The sequence below is a fragment of the Streptomyces sp. CB02400 genome, assembly GCF_001905725.1.
Lineage (GTDB): Bacteria > Actinomycetota > Actinomycetes > Streptomycetales > Streptomycetaceae > Streptomyces > Streptomyces atrovirens.
This window is the reverse complement of sequence record NZ_LIWB01000017.1, coordinates 175,812-193,761: the sequence shown is the minus strand read 5'-3', so window position 1 is coordinate 193,761 and position 17,950 is coordinate 175,812. Positions and strand designations below refer to the sequence as shown.

19 protein-coding genes and 4 tRNA genes are annotated in these 17,950 nt (G+C 71.3%); 6 read left to right on the top strand and 17 right to left on the bottom strand.

All coding sequences use genetic code 11. The annotated features are described in order from the left end of the window. Nucleotides 1-31: 31 nt before the first annotated feature. The 4 genes from coaD to AMK33_RS31805 all read right to left on the bottom strand — a co-directional run bounded on the left by coaD (nucleotide 32) and on the right by AMK33_RS31805 (nucleotide 5,354). On the bottom strand, nucleotides 32-511 hold the full coding sequence (gene coaD / locus AMK33_RS31820) for a pantetheine-phosphate adenylyltransferase (protein ID WP_201263114.1): 480 nt from the start codon (nucleotides 509-511) through the stop codon (nucleotides 32-34). A 26-nt stretch (nucleotides 512-537) separates the two neighbouring features. After that, nucleotides 538-1,125 (bottom strand): 16S rRNA (guanine(966)-N(2))-methyltransferase RsmD, encoded by a 588-nt coding sequence (gene rsmD, locus AMK33_RS31815; protein WP_073936461.1) that lies wholly within the window; start codon nucleotides 1,123-1,125, stop codon nucleotides 538-540. 161 nt (nucleotides 1,126-1,286) lie between these two features. Next, nucleotides 1,287-3,494 (bottom strand): ATP-dependent DNA helicase RecG, encoded by a 2,208-nt coding sequence (recG, locus tag AMK33_RS31810; protein ID WP_073936460.1) that lies wholly within the window; start codon nucleotides 3,492-3,494, stop codon nucleotides 1,287-1,289. Between the two features lie 27 nt (nucleotides 3,495-3,521). Then, nucleotides 3,522-5,354 carry a DAK2 domain-containing protein gene (locus AMK33_RS31805; RefSeq protein ID WP_073936459.1) on the bottom strand — a complete coding sequence of 611 codons (1,833 nt, stop codon included), beginning with the start codon at nucleotides 5,352-5,354 and terminating at the stop codon, nucleotides 3,522-3,524. 266 nt (nucleotides 5,355-5,620) lie between these two features. Here AMK33_RS31805 and rpmB point away from each other — a divergent pair, with 266 nt between their 5' ends. Continuing rightward, complete coding sequence (gene rpmB, locus AMK33_RS31800) at nucleotides 5,621-5,806, top strand: 50S ribosomal protein L28 (protein ID WP_004924906.1); 186 nt, start codon at nucleotides 5,621-5,623, stop codon at nucleotides 5,804-5,806. 421 nt (nucleotides 5,807-6,227) lie between these two features. On the opposite strand, the gene thiD is transcribed toward rpmB, so the two are convergent. Further along, the gene (gene thiD, locus AMK33_RS31795; protein WP_073936458.1) at nucleotides 6,228-7,025 is read right to left on the bottom strand and encodes a bifunctional hydroxymethylpyrimidine kinase/phosphomethylpyrimidine kinase; all 798 of its coding nucleotides are present in this window, start codon (nucleotides 7,023-7,025) and stop codon (nucleotides 6,228-6,230) included. Continuing rightward, complete coding sequence (locus AMK33_RS31790; RefSeq protein WP_073936457.1) at nucleotides 7,022-7,987, bottom strand: thiamine-phosphate kinase; 966 nt, start codon at nucleotides 7,985-7,987, stop codon at nucleotides 7,022-7,024. The genes thiD and AMK33_RS31790 overlap by 4 nt, the downstream gene beginning before the upstream one ends. A gap of 206 nt (nucleotides 7,988-8,193) precedes the next feature. Between AMK33_RS31790 and AMK33_RS31785 the strand changes: the two genes are divergently transcribed. Together AMK33_RS31785 and AMK33_RS31780 are read left to right on the top strand one after the other, a co-directional pair. Next, the gene (locus AMK33_RS31785) at nucleotides 8,194-8,427 is read left to right on the top strand and encodes an Lrp/AsnC family transcriptional regulator (RefSeq protein WP_037933238.1); all 234 of its coding nucleotides are present in this window, start codon (nucleotides 8,194-8,196) and stop codon (nucleotides 8,425-8,427) included. A gap of 20 nt (nucleotides 8,428-8,447) precedes the next feature. Then, on the top strand, nucleotides 8,448-8,951 hold the full coding sequence (locus AMK33_RS31780; protein WP_073936477.1) for a DUF3515 domain-containing protein: 504 nt from the start codon (nucleotides 8,448-8,450) through the stop codon (nucleotides 8,949-8,951). Nucleotides 8,952-8,970: 19 nt separating this feature from the next. Here the strand turns inward: AMK33_RS31780 and AMK33_RS31775 are convergent, their stop codons facing one another. From AMK33_RS31775 to AMK33_RS31765, 3 genes are all read right to left on the bottom strand, one after another. Beyond that, nucleotides 8,971-10,128 (bottom strand): D-alanine--D-alanine ligase family protein, encoded by a 1,158-nt coding sequence (locus tag AMK33_RS31775; protein ID WP_073936456.1) that lies wholly within the window; start codon nucleotides 10,126-10,128, stop codon nucleotides 8,971-8,973. An 82-nt stretch (nucleotides 10,129-10,210) separates the two neighbouring features. After that, nucleotides 10,211-11,221, bottom strand: a complete 1,011-nt coding sequence (locus AMK33_RS31770) for an NAD(P)H-dependent glycerol-3-phosphate dehydrogenase (RefSeq protein ID WP_073936455.1) — start codon at nucleotides 11,219-11,221, stop codon at nucleotides 10,211-10,213. After that, on the bottom strand, nucleotides 11,218-12,015 hold the full coding sequence (locus AMK33_RS31765; protein WP_073936454.1) for a lysophospholipid acyltransferase family protein: 798 nt from the start codon (nucleotides 12,013-12,015) through the stop codon (nucleotides 11,218-11,220). The genes AMK33_RS31770 and AMK33_RS31765 overlap by 4 nt, the downstream gene beginning before the upstream one ends. A gap of 183 nt (nucleotides 12,016-12,198) precedes the next feature. Here AMK33_RS31765 and cofC point away from each other — a divergent pair, with 183 nt between their 5' ends. Next, nucleotides 12,199-12,837, top strand: a complete 639-nt coding sequence (cofC, locus tag AMK33_RS31760; RefSeq protein WP_073936453.1) for a 2-phospho-L-lactate guanylyltransferase — start codon at nucleotides 12,199-12,201, stop codon at nucleotides 12,835-12,837. 9 nt (nucleotides 12,838-12,846) lie between these two features. Beyond that, nucleotides 12,847-13,050, top strand: coding sequence for a hypothetical protein (locus tag AMK33_RS31755; RefSeq protein ID WP_073936452.1), 204 nt, complete (start codon nucleotides 12,847-12,849; stop codon nucleotides 13,048-13,050). Between the two features lie 115 nt (nucleotides 13,051-13,165). Here the strand turns inward: AMK33_RS31755 and AMK33_RS31750 are convergent, their stop codons facing one another. The 4 genes from AMK33_RS31750 to leuC all read right to left on the bottom strand — a co-directional run bounded on the left by AMK33_RS31750 (nucleotide 13,166) and on the right by leuC (nucleotide 16,479). After that, nucleotides 13,166-13,807 carry an HU family DNA-binding protein gene (locus tag AMK33_RS31750; RefSeq protein WP_073936451.1) on the bottom strand — a complete coding sequence of 214 codons (642 nt, stop codon included), beginning with the start codon at nucleotides 13,805-13,807 and terminating at the stop codon, nucleotides 13,166-13,168. A 136-nt stretch (nucleotides 13,808-13,943) separates the two neighbouring features. Continuing rightward, entirely contained in the window at nucleotides 13,944-14,174 is a 231-nt protein-coding gene (locus AMK33_RS31745; RefSeq protein WP_073936450.1) for a hypothetical protein, read from the bottom strand. A gap of 277 nt (nucleotides 14,175-14,451) precedes the next feature. Then, nucleotides 14,452-15,045 carry a 3-isopropylmalate dehydratase small subunit gene (gene leuD, locus AMK33_RS31740; protein ID WP_073936449.1) on the bottom strand — a complete coding sequence of 198 codons (594 nt, stop codon included), beginning with the start codon at nucleotides 15,043-15,045 and terminating at the stop codon, nucleotides 14,452-14,454. Between the two features lie 6 nt (nucleotides 15,046-15,051). Further along, complete coding sequence (leuC, locus tag AMK33_RS31735) at nucleotides 15,052-16,479, bottom strand: 3-isopropylmalate dehydratase large subunit (protein WP_073936448.1); 1,428 nt, start codon at nucleotides 16,477-16,479, stop codon at nucleotides 15,052-15,054. A gap of 195 nt (nucleotides 16,480-16,674) precedes the next feature. Between leuC and ndgR the strand changes: the two genes are divergently transcribed. Next, nucleotides 16,675-17,388, top strand: coding sequence for an IclR family transcriptional regulator NdgR (gene ndgR / locus AMK33_RS31730; RefSeq protein WP_030866220.1), 714 nt, complete (start codon nucleotides 16,675-16,677; stop codon nucleotides 17,386-17,388). 127 nt (nucleotides 17,389-17,515) lie between these two features. Here the strand turns inward: ndgR and AMK33_RS31725 are convergent. The 4 genes from AMK33_RS31725 to AMK33_RS31710 all read right to left on the bottom strand — a co-directional run bounded on the left by AMK33_RS31725 (nucleotide 17,516) and on the right by AMK33_RS31710 (nucleotide 17,916). Next, nucleotides 17,516-17,588: transfer RNA gene (locus AMK33_RS31725), tRNA-Glu, on the bottom strand. Nucleotides 17,589-17,615: 27 nt separating this feature from the next. After that, a tRNA-Gln gene (locus tag AMK33_RS31720) sits at nucleotides 17,616-17,687 on the bottom strand. A 21-nt stretch (nucleotides 17,688-17,708) separates the two neighbouring features. Then, nucleotides 17,709-17,781 (bottom strand) — tRNA-Glu (locus tag AMK33_RS31715). A gap of 62 nt (nucleotides 17,782-17,843) precedes the next feature. Continuing rightward, nucleotides 17,844-17,916 (bottom strand) — tRNA-Glu (locus AMK33_RS31710). Nucleotides 17,917-17,950 lie beyond the last annotated feature (34 nt).

Below are 17,950 nucleotides of genomic sequence, written 5' to 3'. Positions count from 1 at the left end.
CCGGTGGACACCGGACGGCCGGTACGGACGGTCAGTCCTGGCGCAGGCGTTCGGTGAGGGCCGTCAGGACCTCCGGCGGCACCAGGTGGGCGACGTCGCCGCCCCAGGCCGCGACCTCCTTGACGAGCGAGGAGGACAGGAAGCTGTAGGTGGGGTTGGTGGGGACGAAGAGGGTCTCCACGCCCGAGAGGCCGTTGTTCATCTGGGCCATCTGCAGTTCGTAGTCGAAGTCGCTGACCGCGCGCAGGCCCTTGACGATGGCGGGGATGTCGCGCTGCTTGCAGAAGTCGACGAGCAGGCCGTGGAAGGCCTCGACGCGGACGTTGCCGTACTCGGCGGTGACCCGGCGGATCAGGTCGATCCGCTCCTCGATCTCGAACAGGCCCTTCTTGGACTGGTTGATCATCACCGCGACGTAGACCTCGTCGTACAGCCGGGAGGCCCGGGCGATGATGTCGAGGTGTCCGTTGGTGATCGGGTCGAACGACCCGGGGCATACGGCGCGGCGCACTTGTGATCCCTCGCTCTCCGGTCCGGTCATCGTGCGTCTTCGCACGTAGAGGCGGCGCGACCGTACCAAAACGTTCCCTCGCCGTAGCGGCGGGCCCGGATCCCCTCGAAGCCGGGCGGCCAGGCGAATTCCCCGCCTCGGGTGCTGCGCTCCACGGTGACGAGGGCTTCTTCGGCGAGCCAGCCCCCCGAGCGGAGTGTGAGCAGAATCTCGCGGAGATCGTCGTCCGAGACGGCGTAGGGCGGGTCGAGGAAGACGATGTCGTACGGCCCGTGCGGGGGCGCCGTGCGGATGATCTGTTCCGCTTTGCCGGATCCGACCTCGGCGCCGGGGAGTCCGAGCGACTTCACGTTCTCCCGGACCGTGCGGACGGCGCGGGCGTCGGCCTCCACGAGCAGGACGTGTCCGGCGCCGCGGGACAGGGCCTCCAGGCCGACGGCGCCGGAGCCGGCGTACAGGTCGAGGACGCGTTCGCCGTCCAACGGGCCGCCGAGCAGGGACTGCCAGGTGGAGAAGAGGCCTTCGCGTGCGCGGTCGGAGGTGGGGCGGGTTCGGTTTCCCTGCGGGACGGCTAGGAGGCGTCCGCCGGCTTTGCCGGCGATCACGCGGGTCATCTGGGGTCCTTGGTCGTGGGGTGCGTTTTGTTCAGTTTGGCAGGCGGGGGTAAGAAGTGCTTTGTGTGGTGCGGCGGGTGCGGCGGCGTCGTGGCTGGTCGCGCCCACGCGGCGGAGCCGCATATCGATACAGCCCCGCGCCCCTTCGGGGGCGCTGCCGCTCAGCCTTTCTCCAGGTACTGCTCTCTCTCCTCGTCCAAGAGGGCGTCCAGGGCCGTGCGCAGGGCGGGCAGGTTCGTCAGGTCCGGGTCCGCGGTCACCACCGCTGCCGCCTCCTCCCTTGCCTCGGCGATGATCTCCTCGTCGTCGATGACGGCGAGCATGCGCAGGCTGGAGCGGGTGCCGGACTGGGCCTGGCCGAGGACGTCGCCCTCGCGGCGCTGTTCCAGGTCGATGCGGGAGAGTTCGAAGCCGTCGAGGGTGGCGGCGACGGCGTTCAGCCGCTGCCGGGCCGCGCTCGCCTCGGGCATCTCGGTGACCAGCAGACACAGGCCCGGGGCCGAGCCACGGCCGACCCGGCCGCGCAGCTGGTGGAGCTGGGAGACGCCGAAGCGGTCGGCGTCCATGATCACCATCGCGGTGGCGTTGGGGACGTTGACCCCGACCTCGATGACGGTGGTGGCGACCAGGACGTCGGCCTCGCCGGCGGCGAAGCGGCGCATGACGGCGTCCTTGTCGTCGGGCTGCATGCGCCCGTGCAGGACCTCGACCCGGAGCCCTTGCAGCGGCCCTCTCGCGAGCTGCTCCGCGATGTCGAGGACGGCGAGCGGGGGCCGCTTCTCCGCCTCGTCCTCGGGGGACTTCTTCTTGCCGGCCTTCTTCGGGTCGTCCTCCTCGTCACCGATGCGCGGGCAGACCACGTACGCCTGGTGGCCGTTCGCGACCTCCTCGCGGACCCGTTCCCAGGTGCGGGCGAGGAAGTGCGGCTTGTCGGCGGCCGGGACGACATGGCTGGCGATGGGCGAGCGGCCGGCCGGGAGCTGGTCGAGGACGGAGGTCTCCAGGTCGCCGAAGACCGTCATCGCGACCGTGCGCGGGATGGGGGTGGCGGTCATGACGAGCAGGTGCGGGGGCTGTTTGCCCTTGCCGCGCAGGGCGTCGCGCTGCTCCACACCGAAGCGGTGCTGTTCGTCGACCACGACCAGGCCCAGGTCGTGGAACTTCACCTTGTCCTCGATCAGCGCGTGCGTGCCGATGACGACGCCGGCCTCGCCGGTGGCCAGGTCGAGCAGCGCGTGGCGCCGCGCCGCCGCCCCCATGGACCCGGTGAGCAGCACCACCTTGGTGGCGGTCTCCGCTCCCCCGAGCATCCCTCCCTCGGCGAGCTCCCCCATCATCTCGGTGACCGACCGGTGGTGCTGCTGGGCGAGGACTTCGGTGGGCGCGAGCATCGCCGCCTGCCCGCCCGCGTCGACGACGGCGAGCATGGCGCGCAGGGCGACCATCGTCTTGCCCGACCCGACCTCGCCCTGGAGCAGGCGGTGCATGGGGTGTTCGGTGGCGAGGTCGGTGAAGATCTCGGCGGAGACCTTCTGCTGGCCCTCGGTGAGGGTGAAGGGGAGGCGGTCGTCGAAGGCGGTGAGGAGGCCGTCCGGCTTGGGGTGGCGGGCCACGGCGGGGAGTTGCGCGTCGGCGTGGCGGCGGCGGGCGAGGGCGACCTGGAGGACGAAGGCCTCGTCCCATTTGAGGCGGGCGCGGGCGTCCTCGATGTCCGCCTTGGTGTGCGGGCGGTGGATCTTCAGCAGGGCCTCGGGGAGGGCGGCCAGTCCGCGGCCCGCGCGGAGGGACTCCGGGAGCGGGTCGACGGCCTCCTGGGCGCTGGGCAGGACCGTCTGGAGCGCCTTGCCGATCTTCCAGGACTCCAGCTTGGCGGTGGCGGGGTAGATCGGGATGAGGGCGCCGGCCCAGGACTCGACCGTCTCCTCGGCGTCACCGCGCAGCAACTCGTACGCGGGGTGGGCGAGTTGGAGGCGGCGGTTGAAGACGGATACCTTGCCGGCGAACATCGCGCGGGTGCCCGGCAGGAGTTCCTTGTGGGGTTTGTGGACTCCGGCGCCGAAGAAGACCAGTTGCAGTCGGCCGCTGCCGTCCGTGATGGTCACCTCCAGGCGCTGGCCCTTGCCGCGCGGGGCCTTGGCGGAGGCGAAGGTGTGCAGGCGGGCGTCGGCGACCTGGGCGACCACCGTGACGTGCTCGTCCATGGGGAGGTCGGCGAGGTGGGTGAGCTGGCCGCGCTCCTCGTATCTGCGCGGGTAGTGGTGCAGAAGGTCGCCGACGGTGTGCAGGCCGAGGTGCTCGGCCATCACCTTCGCGGTGGCGGGGCCGAGCACCTTCTTCAGTGGTTCTTCCAGTGCGGGCACGGCATCCATTGGACACCACACCACTGACAACGGGTGTCACTCCACCCCGATGAGCAGCAGGGCACCCTGTCTGCCGCCGTGGTACACCACCGTGTCGACGGCGAGGTAGCCCTCGCGGACGCGGGTCTCCAGGTGGGCGGCGACGGATTCGGGGGCGTCGTCGCCGAGGACCAGGGTGACCAGTTCGCCGCCGGCCGCGAGCATGCGGTCGAGGACGGCCTCGGCGGTGGCCGTGAGGTCCTGTCCGATCACGGCCACGTCCCCGTCGACCAGGCCGAGGACGTCACCGGCCTGGCAGATGCCCGCCATGGTCCAGGACTGGCGCTCGGCGACGGTGACCTCGGCGTAGCGGGTCGCGCCCGCCGCCGACGTCATCGACACCACGTCCTCGTCGAAGCGGCGCTCCGGCTCGTGCACCGCGAGCGCCGCGATGCCCTGGACCGCGGAGCGGGTCGGGATGAGGGCCACCCGGACGCCCTCCGCCCGGACCTGCTCGGCCGCCGCGGCGGCGGTGTGGCGCAGGTCGGCGTCGTTGGGCAGCAGCACCACCTCCCGCGCGTGCGCGCGCCGTACGGCCTGGACGAGTTCGCCACTCGCGGGCGGCTCCCCGGGGCGGGCGAGCACGGTGGTCGCGCCCGCCCCGGCGTACAGATCCGCCAGTCCCTCGCCGGGCACCACGGCCACGACGGCCCGCTGAGCGCGTTCCCCGGGCGCCGTCGCCGTCGCCGTCGGCTCGGTCCCGGTCGTGTGGACGTCCCCCGCGCCGAAGTGGGTGATCCGGATCCGGTACGGCCGTCCGGCCTCGACCCCGGCCTCCACGGCGGCGCCCGCGTCGTCGACGTGCACATGGACGTTCCACAGCCCGTCCCCGCCGACCACCACGAGCGAGTCGCCCAGCGCGTCGAGCCGGTCGCGCAGCCGCGCGACGGCCGCTTCTCCGGCCTCCAGGAGATAGATCACCTCGAAGGCCGGACCGCCGGCCCCCGGTACGGCCCCGGCGTCGGCGCACTCACCGGGTTCGGCGGGCTCGGCGGACCCCTGGGGGAGATCTCCACGCGCCTCCACGCGCGTGTGGCGCCGCTCCCCGTCCCCCGAGTCCGCTACGCCTCTGGCGGGCGGCTCGGCCACATGCTCCACGCGCGTGCGCAGGCCGGGACCGGTGGTGCGTACGGAGCCGCTCCACGGGCCCCCCACCGCGGGCATCGCTCGCGGCGCCTCCCCCGTGAACGTCTCCACCAGTGCCGCGAGCACCGCCACCAGGCCCCTGCCGCCCGCGTCGACCACCCCGGCGCGCTGGAGGACGGCCAGCCGGGCCGGGGTCTCGGCGAGTGCCGCGCGGGCTCCCTCGTGGGCCGCCCGCGCCACCGCCCCGCAGTCGCCCTCCGCCCGGCCGGCCGCGTCGGCGGCGGCCGAGGCGACGGTGAGGACCGTGCCCTCGACGGGGTGGGCGACGGCCTGGCGCGCGGAGTCGGCCGCGTGCCGCAGGGCGGTCCGCAGCCCTTGCCCGTCGGCGTGTGCCGGGGCGCCGTCACCGGCCAGCACCTGGGCCATGCCGCGCAGCAGCTGCGCCAGGATCGTCCCGGAGTTGCCGCGGGCGCCGATCAGCGCACCGTGCGCCATCGCCCGTACGGCGTCGGCGAGCGCCGGCCGCCGGTCCCCGCCGGCCTCGTGCCCCTCGAACACCGCTTCCACCGCCGCGGTCGCCGACTCGACGGTCAGATAGAGGTTCGTCCCGGTGTCCCCGTCCGCCACCGGGTAGACGTTGATCGCGTCGATCTCCTCACGGGCCCGTCCCAGCGCCTCGAGCGCGAGACCGCACCAGGAGCGCACCGCGAGAGCATCGAAGAATGTCTGCGGCACCTGCGCCACCTGCGCCTCCTTGAGCTGCCGGACGTGGCAGGCAGCGTAGACCGTGGGGCGCCGCCCGCCGGAAGAGGGCCGGAGGCGGGCCTCTGAGCTGCCGTGGTAGTTTCGTTCTACGGGTGCAGCCGTTGTATGCTGCTCCGGTTGCCCGATCTGATCGGGCCTCTCACCCGGTAACGCCACTCAGATTCCACAGGGCTCCTGGAGCTCGGAATTCGATCCCGGCATGCCGGGATCAACCGTAAGTGCATCTGAAGTCTTTGGAGTGACCCGTGGCTGCCAACTGCGACGTCTGCGGCAAGGGGCCGGGCTTCGGCAACAACATCTCGCACTCGCACCGCCGTACGCCTCGTCGCTGGAACCCGAACATCCAGCGTGTGCGTACCGTGGTCGGCGGGACGCCGAAGCGCGTGAATGCCTGCACCTCGTGCATCAAGGCCGGCAAGGTCTCGCGCTGACGCTTTCGCTGAGCGCGCGGCCATAGTCGGTTTCGCCGCAACAGCCGGTCCACCTTGGGGTGGGCCGGCTTCTTGCTGTGCGTCGGCGCGTTTGCGAGGTGGCCGGCGTGGGGGTGGGCCGGGGGGTGTCTGCGCAGCCCGGCGCTTGCGGGGTGCCGTCGCGCCCACCCGTGCCGCCCCAGCGGCACGACTGCCCGCGGGAACGGAAGGGGCAGCGGCGCGTCTGCTCGCGGATCGCGGAGCGGAGGCGCGACTGCCTGCGGATCGCCGAGCGGCGGCTGCGGCTGCTCGCGTTAGCGGTAGGAGAGGCGGCATGGCTGCTCGCGGAGCGTGGAGTCGCGGCTGCGGCTGCCCGCGTTAGCAGTGGGAGAGGCGGCATGACTGCCCGCGGAGCGTGGAGTCGCGGCTGCGGCTGCTCGCGTTAGCGTGGTCGGGGCAGGTTCCAGGCGTGGTTCACCGGGCCTATGCCTGTGCCCAGGGCGAAGCCCGACGCTATCGCTCCGGTGACGTAGGACTTGGCCGTCTTCACCGCCTCCGGTACCGGGTGGTCCTTCGCCAGTTCCGAGGCGATCGCCGAGGCGAGGGTGCAGCCCGTGCCGTGGGTGTGGCGGTTGTCGTGCCTCGGGGCGCGCAGCCAGTGTTCCTCGGACCCGTCGGTGAGCAGGTCCACGGCGTCGCCGGACAGGTGGCCGCCCTTGATCACCACCCAGCGCGGCCCGAATTCCAGCACCGCCCGAGCCGCCCGGCGCAGATCGTCCTCCGCCTCGACCCGTACGCCGGTGAGCTGCGCCACCTCGTCCAGGTTCGGGGTGGCGACCGTCGCCACCGGCAGCAGCCTCGTCCGTACGGAGTCCAGCGCGGAGGCCGCGAGCAGCGGGTCCCCGTGCTTGGAGACCCCCACCGGGTCGACGACCGCCGGCGCGTCCGTGCCGGCGATCAAGTCGGCCACCGCCTCGACGAGTTCGGCGGAGGACAGCATGCCGGTCTTGACCGCCTGCACCCCGATGTCGTCGACGACGCTGCGGTACTGGGCCCGCACCGCCTCCACGGGCAGCTCCCAGGCGCCCTGCACGCCCAGGGAGTTCTGCGCGGTCACCGCGGTGAGCACGCTCATGCCGTGCACGCCGAGCGCGAGCATCGTCTTCAGATCGGCCTGGATACCGGCACCGCCGCCGGAGTCGGAGCCGGCCACGGTGAGGACCCTGGGCGGCGCGCTCATGACTCGATGTCCCCGAAGTGGTCCCAGCCGCCCTGGCTCGTCCAGGGCGCCCCGTCGACCGTCACCTGGGGCAGCGCCGACGGGTTGAGCACCTCGCCGATCACCTTCCAGCGGGCGGGCAGCTTCACGTCCGGCGGGAAGGTCGCCACGATCGCGTGGTCCTCTCCCCCGGTCAGCACCCACTGCATGGGGTCGACGCCGACGGCCTGGCCGATGTCGTTCATCTGCGAGGGGATGTCGATCGCGCCGGAACGGATGTCGATACGGACCTTGCTGGCCTCGGCGATGTGCCCGAGGTCGGCGATCAGCCCGTCGCTCACGTCGCACATCGCGGTCGCGCCGAGCCCGGCGGCGGCCGGTCCCGCGTGGTACGGCGGCTCGGGGCGCCGGTGCGCCTCGACGAAGGCGCGCGGCGAGCGGAACCCGCGGGAGAGCACCGCGTGCCCGGCCGCGGACCAGCCCAGCCAGCCGGTGACCGCGACGAGGTCACCGGGCTGCGCTCCGCCCCGGGTGACGGGCTCCTGGTTGCGCAGATCGCCGAGCGCGGTGATCGACACCATGATCGTGTCGCCGCGTACGACATCGCCGCCGACGACCGCGGCGCCCGCGACCTGGCATTCGTCGCGCAGGCCGTCCATCAGCTCGCTGGGCCAGGTCACCGGCAGTTCCGCGGGGACGACGAGGCCGAGCAGCAGCGCGGTCGGCACGGCGCCCATGGCGGCGATGTCGGCGAGGTTCTGCGCGGCGGCCTTGCGGCCGACGTCGTAGGCCGTGGACCAGTCGCGGCGGAAGTGCCGGCCCTCCAGCAGGATGTCGGTACTGGCCACGACCCTGCGGTCGGGCGCGGAGACCACCGCGGCGTCGTCGCCGGGGCCGACCCGGACCGCCGGGGTGGTGGTGAGGCGGGAGGTGAGCTCCCTGATGAGCCCGAACTCGCCGAGCTCACCAACAGTGCCCTTCATTTCCCTTTCGACCCTTCTATCCCTGTCCGTGCCCGGTCGCGAGGCGTTCGAGTCCTCGCTACGGTCGAAGTGACCGTCAACTTCTCTCGTGTCTGTACCCCGGCGCGCAAGGCCCGGTTCCCGCAGGTCTCCCCGCGAGGAGCGGCGACGCGATACCGTGGCGTTCCTTTTCCCCACATGATCCTCGTGGCCGCCCTGGAGGTTCCGTGGTACAGGCGTACATCCTGATCCAGACGGAGGTCGGCAAGGCGTCGACCGTCGCCGAGCTGATCGGCAAGATCCCTGGAGTCATCCAGGCCGAGGACGTGACCGGACCGTACGACGTGATCGTGCGCGCCCAGGCCGACACCGTCGACGACCTGGGCCGCATGGTGGTCGCCAAAGTCCAGCAAGTGGACGGCATCACCCGCACCCTGACCTGCCCGGTCGTCCATCTGTAGCCCCCGTCTACCCTGTGCCGGTGAACTCCTTCCGTCACCGGCACACCGTCCTGTCCGCGCTCGCGGTGCTGATCACCGCCGCCGCGGGCTGCTCCTCGGCAGACGACAGCGCGTCCGCGGCGGTTCCCAGCCCGGACGCGAAGGTCACCAAGCTGTGTCAGAACCTGGACGAGGCCCTGCCGGCGAAGGTGGACGGTGAGAGTCGCGACGATCCCGAACCCGCGTCCGAACTGACCGCGGGCTGGGGCGGCGTGGCGATCATACTGCGGTGCGGTGTCGAGCGACCGCCGAAGATGGCCGACCCCAAGGTGGCCAACGGGAACGACGCCGACGCGGTGCCGGGCGGAGTGAACGGCGTCGACTGGCTCATGGAGACGCGGGACGACGACGTACAGCGCTTCACCACCGCCAACCGCGAGGCGTACGTCGAGGTGAAGGTGGTCGACGGACGGGACAGCACGGGCGTACTGATCGATCTCGCCCCGGCCCTGAAGAAGGCGATCCCCGAGGGGATCGCCTTCTGAGGAGAGCGCGCGCGGTGGCTCAGCGCAGCCCGGTCGGCCGGCGCAGCGCCGCCCGCACCAGCAGGTCGACCAGCTCCGGGTAGCTCACCCCGGTGGCCTGCCACATCTGCGGGTACATCGAGATGGGCGTGAAGCCGGGCATGGTGTTGATCTCGTTGATCACGAACTCGCCGTCCTCGGTGAGGAAGAAGTCCGCGCGGACCAGCCCCTCGCACGAGGCCGCGTCGAACGCCTCCACCGCGAGCCGCCGCACCTCGGCCGTCTCCTCGTCGGTCAGCGGTGCGGGCACGATGCCGGGCGTGGAGTCGATGTACTTGGCCTCGAAGTCGTAGTACGCGTGCGCGTCGGGCGGCGGGATCTCGGCCGGCAGCGAGGCGCGCGGGCCGTCCTCGAACTCCAGCACACCGCACTCGATCTCACGGCCGCGCAGCGCCGCCTCGACGAGGATCTTCGGGTCGTGGCGCTGGGCCTCGGCGATCGCCTCGTCCAGGCCGGAGATGTCGTCGACCTTGGTGATGCCGATCGACGAGCCCGCGCGGGCGGGCTTCACGAACAGCGGCCAGCCGTGCTCGCCGGCGAAGTCGACGATCCTCTTGCGGGCGGCGGACTCGTCCCGCTGCCACTCGCGCGGCCGGATCACCACGTACGGGCCGACCTTCAGCCCGAAGGAGGTGAACACCCGCTTCATGTACTCCTTGTCCTGGCCGACGGCCGAGGCGAGCACGCCCGAGCCGACGTAGGGGACGCCGGAGAGCTCCAGCAGGCCCTGCAGGGTGCCGTCCTCGCCGTAGGGGCCGTGCAGCACCGGGAAGACCACGTCGACCTCGCCGAGCGCCTTGGGCACCGAACCCGGCTCGCTGTAGACGACTTCGCGGCTGGCGGGGTCGACGGGGAGCACCACACCGCCCTCCGTCGACTCGGCGAGCTGGTCGACGCTGGGCGTACGGCGGTCGCTGATCGCCATGCGTTCCGGCTCGTCGGCGGTGAGCGCCCAGCGGCCGTCCGTGGTGATGCCGATCGGCAGGACGTCGTACGTGGTCCGGTCGATGGCCTTGAGGACGGCGCCGGCGGTGACCACGGAGATCCCGTGTTCGGAGCTGCGCCCGCCGAACACGACGGCCACACGCGGCTTGCGGGACGGCTGCTCGGGGCTCTGGGGGAGGTTCTCGGTGCTCATATCGCGATGAGCGTACCCGCCCGTAGGGCCGGGACGCAGCGCCCGCAACGCCGTGCGTGAGCCGAACGGAGGGGGCCGTCGCTCAGCGTCGTTCGGGCTTCGCGCTGCGCGACATCAGCTCCTTGACGGCGACCACCGGGGGCTTGCCCTCGTGCACGATGGAGACGACCGTCTCGGTGAGCGGCATGTCGACGCCGTGCCGGCGGGCCAGGTCCAGCACCGACTCGCAGGACTTGACGCCCTCCGCGGTCTGCTTGGTGACCGCGATGGTCTCCTTGAGGGTGAGGCCCTTGCCGAGGTTGGTGCCGAAGGTGTGGTTGCGCGACAGCGGCGAGGAGCAGGTGGCCACCAGGTCGCCCAGACCCGCCAGTCCGGAGAAGGTCAGCGGGTCGGCGCCGAGGGCGACGCCGAGCCGGGTGGTCTCGGCGAGGCCGCGGGTGATGAGCGAGCCCTTGGCGTTGTCGCCGAGCCCCATGCCGTCCGCGATGCCGACGGCGAGACCGATGACGTTCTTCACGGCTCCGCCCAGTTCGCAGCCGATGACGTCGGTGTTGGTGTACGGCCGGAAGTACGGGGTGTGGCAGGCGGTCTGGAGCCGCTGAGCGACGCCTTCGTCGGTGCAGGCGACCACGGCGGCGGCCGGCATCCGGGCGGCGATCTCCCGGGCCAGGTTGGGGCCGGTGACCACGGCGATGCGGTCGGCGCCGACCTTGGCGACGTCGTCGATCACCTCGCTCATCCGCATCGCGGAGCCGAGTTCGACGCCCTTCATCAGTGACACCAGGACCGTGCCGGGCGCGAGCAGCGGCGCCCACTCGGCGAGGTTGCCGCGCAGGGTCTGGGAGGGGACGGCGAGGACGGTGAAGTCGGCTCCGCGCGCGGCCTCGGCGGCGTCCGCGGTGGCCCGCAGGTTCTTCGGGAGTTCGATCCCGGGCAGGTAGTCGGGGTTGGTGCGGGTGGAGTTGACCGCCTCGGCGAGTTCGGGGCGCCGCCCCCACAGCACGACGTCACAGCCCGCGTCGGCGAGGACCATGCCGAAGGCCGTCCCCCACGATCCGGTGCCGAAGACGGCCGCCTTGACCGGCTCGCTCACGTGCCCAGCCCCTCTTCCCGCGCGGTGGGCCTGCCGCCCCGCGCCCGCTCCTCCCGCTTCTGCGTGTGCGTCCTGCGGCGCTGCTCGATCCGCTCACGGCGCGGGTCGTACGGCGTCTCGGGGGCCTGCTCGCCGCGGATCTGCTCCAGCTGGCGCGTGACGGCCGCCATGATGACCTCCGTCGCCTCCTTGAGCAGTTCCGGGGTCATCTCCCGCTCGTAGAAGCGGTCGAGGTCCACCGGCGGCCCGGCCAGCACGCGGTGCGTCTTGCGCGGCAGCAGGCTGGGCTTCTTGGCGTACGGCGGCAGCAGTTCGTTGGCGCCCCACTGGGCGACCGGGATCACGGGGCACTTGGTCTGCAGGGCGACGCGCGCGGCACCGGTCTTGCCGGTCATGGGCCAGCCGTCGGGGTCGCGGGTGAGGGTGCCCTCGGGGTAGAAGGCGACGCATTCACCGCGCTCCACGGCGTCGATCGCCGCGCGGAAGGCGCTGAGCGCGTCCGTGCTCTCGCGGTAGACGGGGATCTGCCCGGTGCCGCGCATCGCGGCACCGATGAATCCCTTGTTGAAAAGCCCGCTCTTCGCCAGGAATCGCGGAACGCGTCCGGTGTTGTACTGAAAGTGCGCGTAGGCGAAGGGATCGATGTGCGAATTGTGGTTCACCGCGGTGATAAATCCACCCTCGGCCGGAATGTTCTCCATTCCGCGCCAGTCCCGCTTGAGCAGAACCACCAGCGGCGGTTTGCAGAGAACCGCGGCGAAGCGGTACCAGAAGCCGATTCTGCGGCGCGGCACGAGTACACCTTCCTCTTCCGAATGTCAGGCCCAGGGCCCGGACCCGGAGGCCAGGCGGGCCGCACAAGTGTCGCCCCGGGCCACCGGTCTGTCGAGAACACCGTACGCCCCGACCCCCCGGCCGCCGGGTGCGCCGGGTGTGCCGGGTGACAATGACCGCGACAAGAGAGGGACGCAACACTCGTGCAGTGGACCTTGGTGGTACCCCTGAAGCCGCTGGACCGGGCCAAGAGCAGGCTCTCGGACACCGCGGACGACGTCCTGCGCCCGGGGCTCGCGCTCGCCTTCGCCCAGGACACGGTGGCCGCCGCGCTGGAATGCCCGGCGGTACGGGATGTGGTGGTCGTCACGGACGACGCCCTCGCCTCCCGTGAGCTGGCCGCACTGGGTGCCGGAATCGTCCCGGACGAGCCGCGCGGCGGCCTGAACGCGGCTCTCGCCCATGGCGCGGCGGTGGCGGGCGCCGCTCGCCGCGCGGCTTGTGTCGCGGCCCTCAACGCCGATCTTCCGGCGCTCCGCCCGTCGGAACTGGCCCGTGTTCTCGATACGGCCGCCGAATTCCCGCGCGCGTTTCTCGCCGATTCCGCCGGGGGCGGCACGACATTGCTGGCCGCGAGCCGGGGACGGGAATTGCGCCCGTTCTTCGGTCCCGGTTCCCGGGCCCGGCACCGGGAGTCCGGAGCCGTGGAGCTGGATCTCGACGGTGTGGACTCGGTACGGCAGGACGTGGACACCGGCGACGATCTGCGGGCGGCGCTGACGCTGGGCGTGGGCCCCCGCACGGCCGCGGTCGCCGCGCGGTCGCTCATCACCGAGCAGTAGGCTGCCGGCATGCAGGCCACCGCGTACACCTACGACCCCGACAGCCGCAGCGGCCAGGTGCTCCTGGACGACGGCACGCCGGTGCCCTTCGACGCCCCGGCGTTCGACGCGGGGGGTCTGCTGCTGCTGCGTCCCGGGCAGCGGGTACGCATCGAGACCGAGGGCGAGGGCGAGGCCCGGCGGATCACACTGGTGACGCTCCAGACGTTCTGACCACCCGGGCCGCCGGCCCCGGGGCCTGCCCCGGAACACACCGCGGGCCGGGCTCCCGAGGGAGTCCGGCCCGGCGCGTGAGTGCCGCTTGTCCGAAGGGACGGGACCCGGTCCGCTACTTCTTGCGGGCGGTGGTCTTCTTGGCGGTGGTCTTGCGCGCGGTGGACTTCTTGGCGGGCGCCTTCGTGGCCGTCGCCTTCTTCGCCGGGGCCTTCTTGGCGGCCGTCTTCTTCGCGGCGGTGGTCTTCGCCGTCGCCGCGGTCTTGGCGGGCGCCTTCTTGGCCGTGGTCTTCTTGGCCGCCGCCGTCTTGGTGGTGGCCTTCTTCGCCGGAGCCTTCTTGGCCGCCGCCTTCTTCGCGGTGGCGGCCTTCTTCGCCGTCGTCTTCTTCGCGGCGGCCTTCTTGACCGTGGCCGAAGCGCCCCCGGTCAGGCTGCCCTTGGGCGCCTTCTTGACCGAGACCTCACCACCGCGCGGCAGCTTCTTCGAGCCGCTCACCAGGTCCTTGAAGCCCTGGCCCGCGCGGAAGCGCGGAACGGAGGTCTTCTTGACCCGAACCCGCTCGCCCGTCTGGGGGTTACGGGCGTAGCGGGCCGGACGGTCGACCTTCTCGAACGAACCGAAGCCGGTGACCGAGACCCGCTCACCCGAGACGACCGCGCGGACGATGGCGTCCAGTACGTGGTCGACAGCCTCGGCGGCCTGCTGGCGGCCGCCCACCTTGTCGGCAATCGCTTCTACGAGCTGCGCCTTGTTCACGTCTTCCCCTTCGGAGACATCGCCAGAACGAAAGTGTTCAAGCTTTTTCGCACGTTAGGCAGATATATACCGCAAATCAAACACGAAACGGGCTAATCACCCTTGTGCCGCAACGAACTCGGCTGTCTCGACTGGTTCAGCGTTCCTCTTCGGGGAATCGACCCTCGTCGAGGTCCTCGGTGAACCGCTCCAGACGCCTTGCCGCACCGGCGAGGTCATGTTTGGCCGCGGCCGTAATGACCAGCAGCTTCCGGGTCAGCGCCATCCGTACGCCCTCCGGGACTTGCAGTGCGCGCACCTTTGAGTGCGCTTCCTTGAGCCGGACCGCGACCGCCGCATAGAGCTGGAGTTGGCCGTCGTGTTCCATGCACAGATTGTGCCATCTGGGGCGAGTTGTCGCCTGCGCAGGGGGCAACTGCCGCCTCGGACGGCCGTCCGGACACACGCGAAGATCACGGGCACGTGACACGTGTACCCCGACAACCACCTTCTTAACGTGGCAAGTTGAGGGCCATCGAGGTGGTGCGCGGGGCCGAACGGGTGCAGACATGCCCGTACCCCCGATCGGGGCGATCGGGGGTACGGGAGGGGTGGTCCGGTGGCCGAAAGTCGACCTCTGGCGAGGACTTCGGCCGCGGCGCGGGTCAGGCCGTGAGCGTCCTCGGCTTGAACGACGGGCGCTTCGCCTCGTACGCGGCGATGTCCGCCTCGTTCTGCAGCGTGATGGAGATGTCGTCGAGCCCGTTCAGCAGCCGCCAGCGGGAGTTCTCGTCGAGCTCGAAGGAGGCGGTGATGCCCTCGGCGCGCACCTCACGGGCCTGGAGGTCGACGGTGATCTCGGCGGTGGGGTCGGCTTCGGTGAGCTCCCACAGCGCGTCGACGATCTTCTGGTCGAGGACCACCGTCAGCAGGCCGTTCTTCAGCGAGTTGCCGCGGAAGATGTCGGCGAAGCGGGAGGAGATCACGGCCTTGAAGCCGTAGTTCTGCAGCGCCCAGACGGCGTGCTCACGGGAGGAGCCGGTGCCGAAGTCGGGGCCGGCGACCAGCACGGTCGCACCCTCGCGCTCGGGCTGGTTGAGGATGAAGGACGCGTCCTTGCGCCAGGCCTCGAACAGCCCGTCCTCGAACCCGTCCCGGGTCACCTTCTTGAGCCAGTGGGCGGGGATGATCTGGTCGGTGTCGACGTTGCTGCGGCGCAGCGGGACGGCCCGGCCGGTGTGGGTGGTGAATGCTTCCATGACTGATCAGACTCCAGCGGGCGTACGGGCGTCGACGGCGAGGTCGGCCGGGGAGGCCAGGTGACCGAGGACCGCGGTGGCGGCGGCGACCTGCGGGGACACCAGGTGGGTGCGGCCGCCCTTGCCCTGCCGGCCCTCGAAGTTGCGGTTGGAGGTGGAGGCGGAGCGCTCACCGGGGGCGAGCTGGTCGGGGTTCATGCCCAGGCACATGGAACAGCCCGCGTGCCGCCATTCGGCGCCGGCCTCCTTGAAGACCACGTCCAGGCCCTCCGAGACTGCCTGCAGGCCCACCCGCGCGGAGCCCGGGACGACCAGCATCCGCACGCCGTCGGCGACTTTGCGGCCCTTGATGATGTCCGCGGCGGCGCGCAGGTCCTCGATGCGGCCGTTGGTGCAGGAACCTACGAAGACGGTGTCCACGTTGATGGAGCGCAGCGTCTGGCCGGCCTCCAACCCCATGTACTCCAGGGCCTTTTCGGCGGCGAGCCGCTCCGAGGCGTCTTCGTACGAAGCCGGGTCGGGGACGGAGGACGAAAGCGGGGCGCCCTGGCCCGGGTTGGTGCCCCAGGTGACGAACGGCGACAGCTCGGCGGCCTCGATGACCACCTCGGCGTCGAACTCGGCGTCCTCGTCGGACCTGAGCGTCTTCCAGTAGGCGACGGCCGCGTCCCAGTCCTCGCCCTTCGGGGCGTGCGGACGGCCCTCCAGGTAGGCGAACGTGGTCTCGTCGGGGGCGATCATGCCCGCGCGGGCGCCGGCCTCGATCGACATGTTGCAGATGGTCATCCGGGCCTCCATCGAGAGCTTCTCGATGGCCTCGCCCCGGTACTCCAGGACGTAGCCCTGGCCGCCGCCGGTGCCGATCCTCGCGATGATCGCCAGGATCAGGTCCTTGGCCGTGACACCGTCGGGCAGTTCGCCGTTGACCGTGATCGCCATGGTCTTCGGGCGGGCCATCGGCAGCGTCTGGGTGGCCAGCACGTGCTCGACCTGGGAGGTGCCGATGCCGAACGCGAGTCCGCCGAAGGCACCGTGCGTGGAGGTGTGCGAGTCGCCGCAGACGACGGTCATGCCGGGCTGGGTCAGACCGAGCTGCGGGCCGACGACGTGCACGACGCCCTGCTCGACGTCGCCCAGCGGGTGCAGCCGGACGCCGAACTCGGCGCAGTTCTTGCGCAGCGTCTCGAGCTGGACCCGGGAGACCGGGTCGGCGATGGGCTTGTCGATGTCCAGGGTCGGGGTGTTGTGGTCCTCGGTGGCGATGGTGAGGTCGAGACGGCGCACCGGGCGGCCGTTCTTGCGCAGGCCGTCGAAGGCCTGCGGGCTGGTCACCTCGTGCAGCAGGTGCAGATCGATGAAGAGGAGGTCGGGCTCGCCCTCGGCGCGCCGGACGACGTGGTCGTCCCAGACCTTCTCCGCGAGTGTCCTACCCATCGCTGTCCCTCCGGCCGGCCGTGGTGCGCCGGTCCAACTAGATCTGTGGGGAGACGGCGCCCGCACCCCCTGCTTCCGGGCGTCCGCCGCCAGGCCCGGTGGTCCACGGGCCGCGTTGCTTCCGTGCTTCCAGAGTGGCGGGTTCCACGGAAAATTGAACTTGCGTTTCACAGAGTGAGACGCAAGTATCGTTGCATGGACAACAGTAGCGGCGTCGGCGTTCTGGACAAGGCGGCCCTCGTCCTGAGCGCTCTGGAGTCCGGTCCGGCCACCCTCGCGGGGTTGGTCGGGGCCACCGGACTGGCACGACCCACGGCCCACCGCCTGGCCGTGGCGCTGGAGCACCACCGTATGGTGGCGCGCGACATGCAGGGCCGTTTCATTCTCGGCCCGCGCCTGGCCGAACTGGCCGCGGCGGCGGGCGAGGACCGGCTGCTCGCCACGGCGGGCCCGGTGCTCACGCATCTGCGCGACGTGACCGGTGAGAGCGCCCAGCTCTACCGCCGCCAGGGCGACATGCGCATCTGCGTCGCCGCGGCGGAGCGTCTCTCGGGCCTGCGGGACACGGTACCGGTGGGCTCCACGCTCACGATGAAGGCCGGTTCCTCGGCGCAGATCCTGATGGCCTGGGAGGAGCCGGAGCGGCTGCACCGGGGCCTGCAGGGCGCCCGGTTCACGGCGACGGCCCTCTCGGGCGTACGACGCCGGGGCTGGGCCCAGTCGATCGGCGAGCGCGAGCCGGGCGTGGCGTCCGTCTCCGCGCCGGTGCGCGGGCCGTCGAACCGGGTGGTGGCCGCCGTCTCGGTCTCCGGCCCCATCGAGCGCCTGTCCCGCCACCCGGGCCGGATGCACGCCCAGGCCGTCATCGACGCCGCCGGCCGTCTCTCCGAGGCGCTGCGCCGCTCCTGAACCCCCTGTCCGTACCGTCCCGGGGAGCGGGCCCGCCTCAACGCCGCGGCGGGCCCGTTCCCCGGTTCCCGGGTACGCGTCCCGGAACGCCGAAAGCCCTCCACCGAGGTGGAGGGCCTTCACTGTGTACCCCCGACCGGATTCGAACCGGCGCTACCGCCTTGAGAGGGCGGCGTGCTAGGCCGCTACACAACGGGGGCGTGGATCATACGTTGCCGCAGATCCTGCTGGTCTACCTGGACTCGAACCAAGACTAACTGAACCAGAATCAGTCGTGCTGCCAATTACACCATAGACCAATGATGGTTTAGACCAGTCAGTACCCCCGACCGGATTCGAACCGGCGCTACCGCCTTGAGAGGGCGGCGTGCTAGGCCGCTACACAACGGGGGCCCTAGCGATCCTGCGTCGACGACGGCGGGAGCTACCCTGACCATCCTCGCGGGAAGGATCTGTACCCCCGACCGGATTCGAACCGGCGCTACTGCCTTGAGAGGGCAGCGTGCTAGGCCGCTACACAACGGGGGCTTTGCGGATGAGATCCGCGGTGCAGATGAGCTCT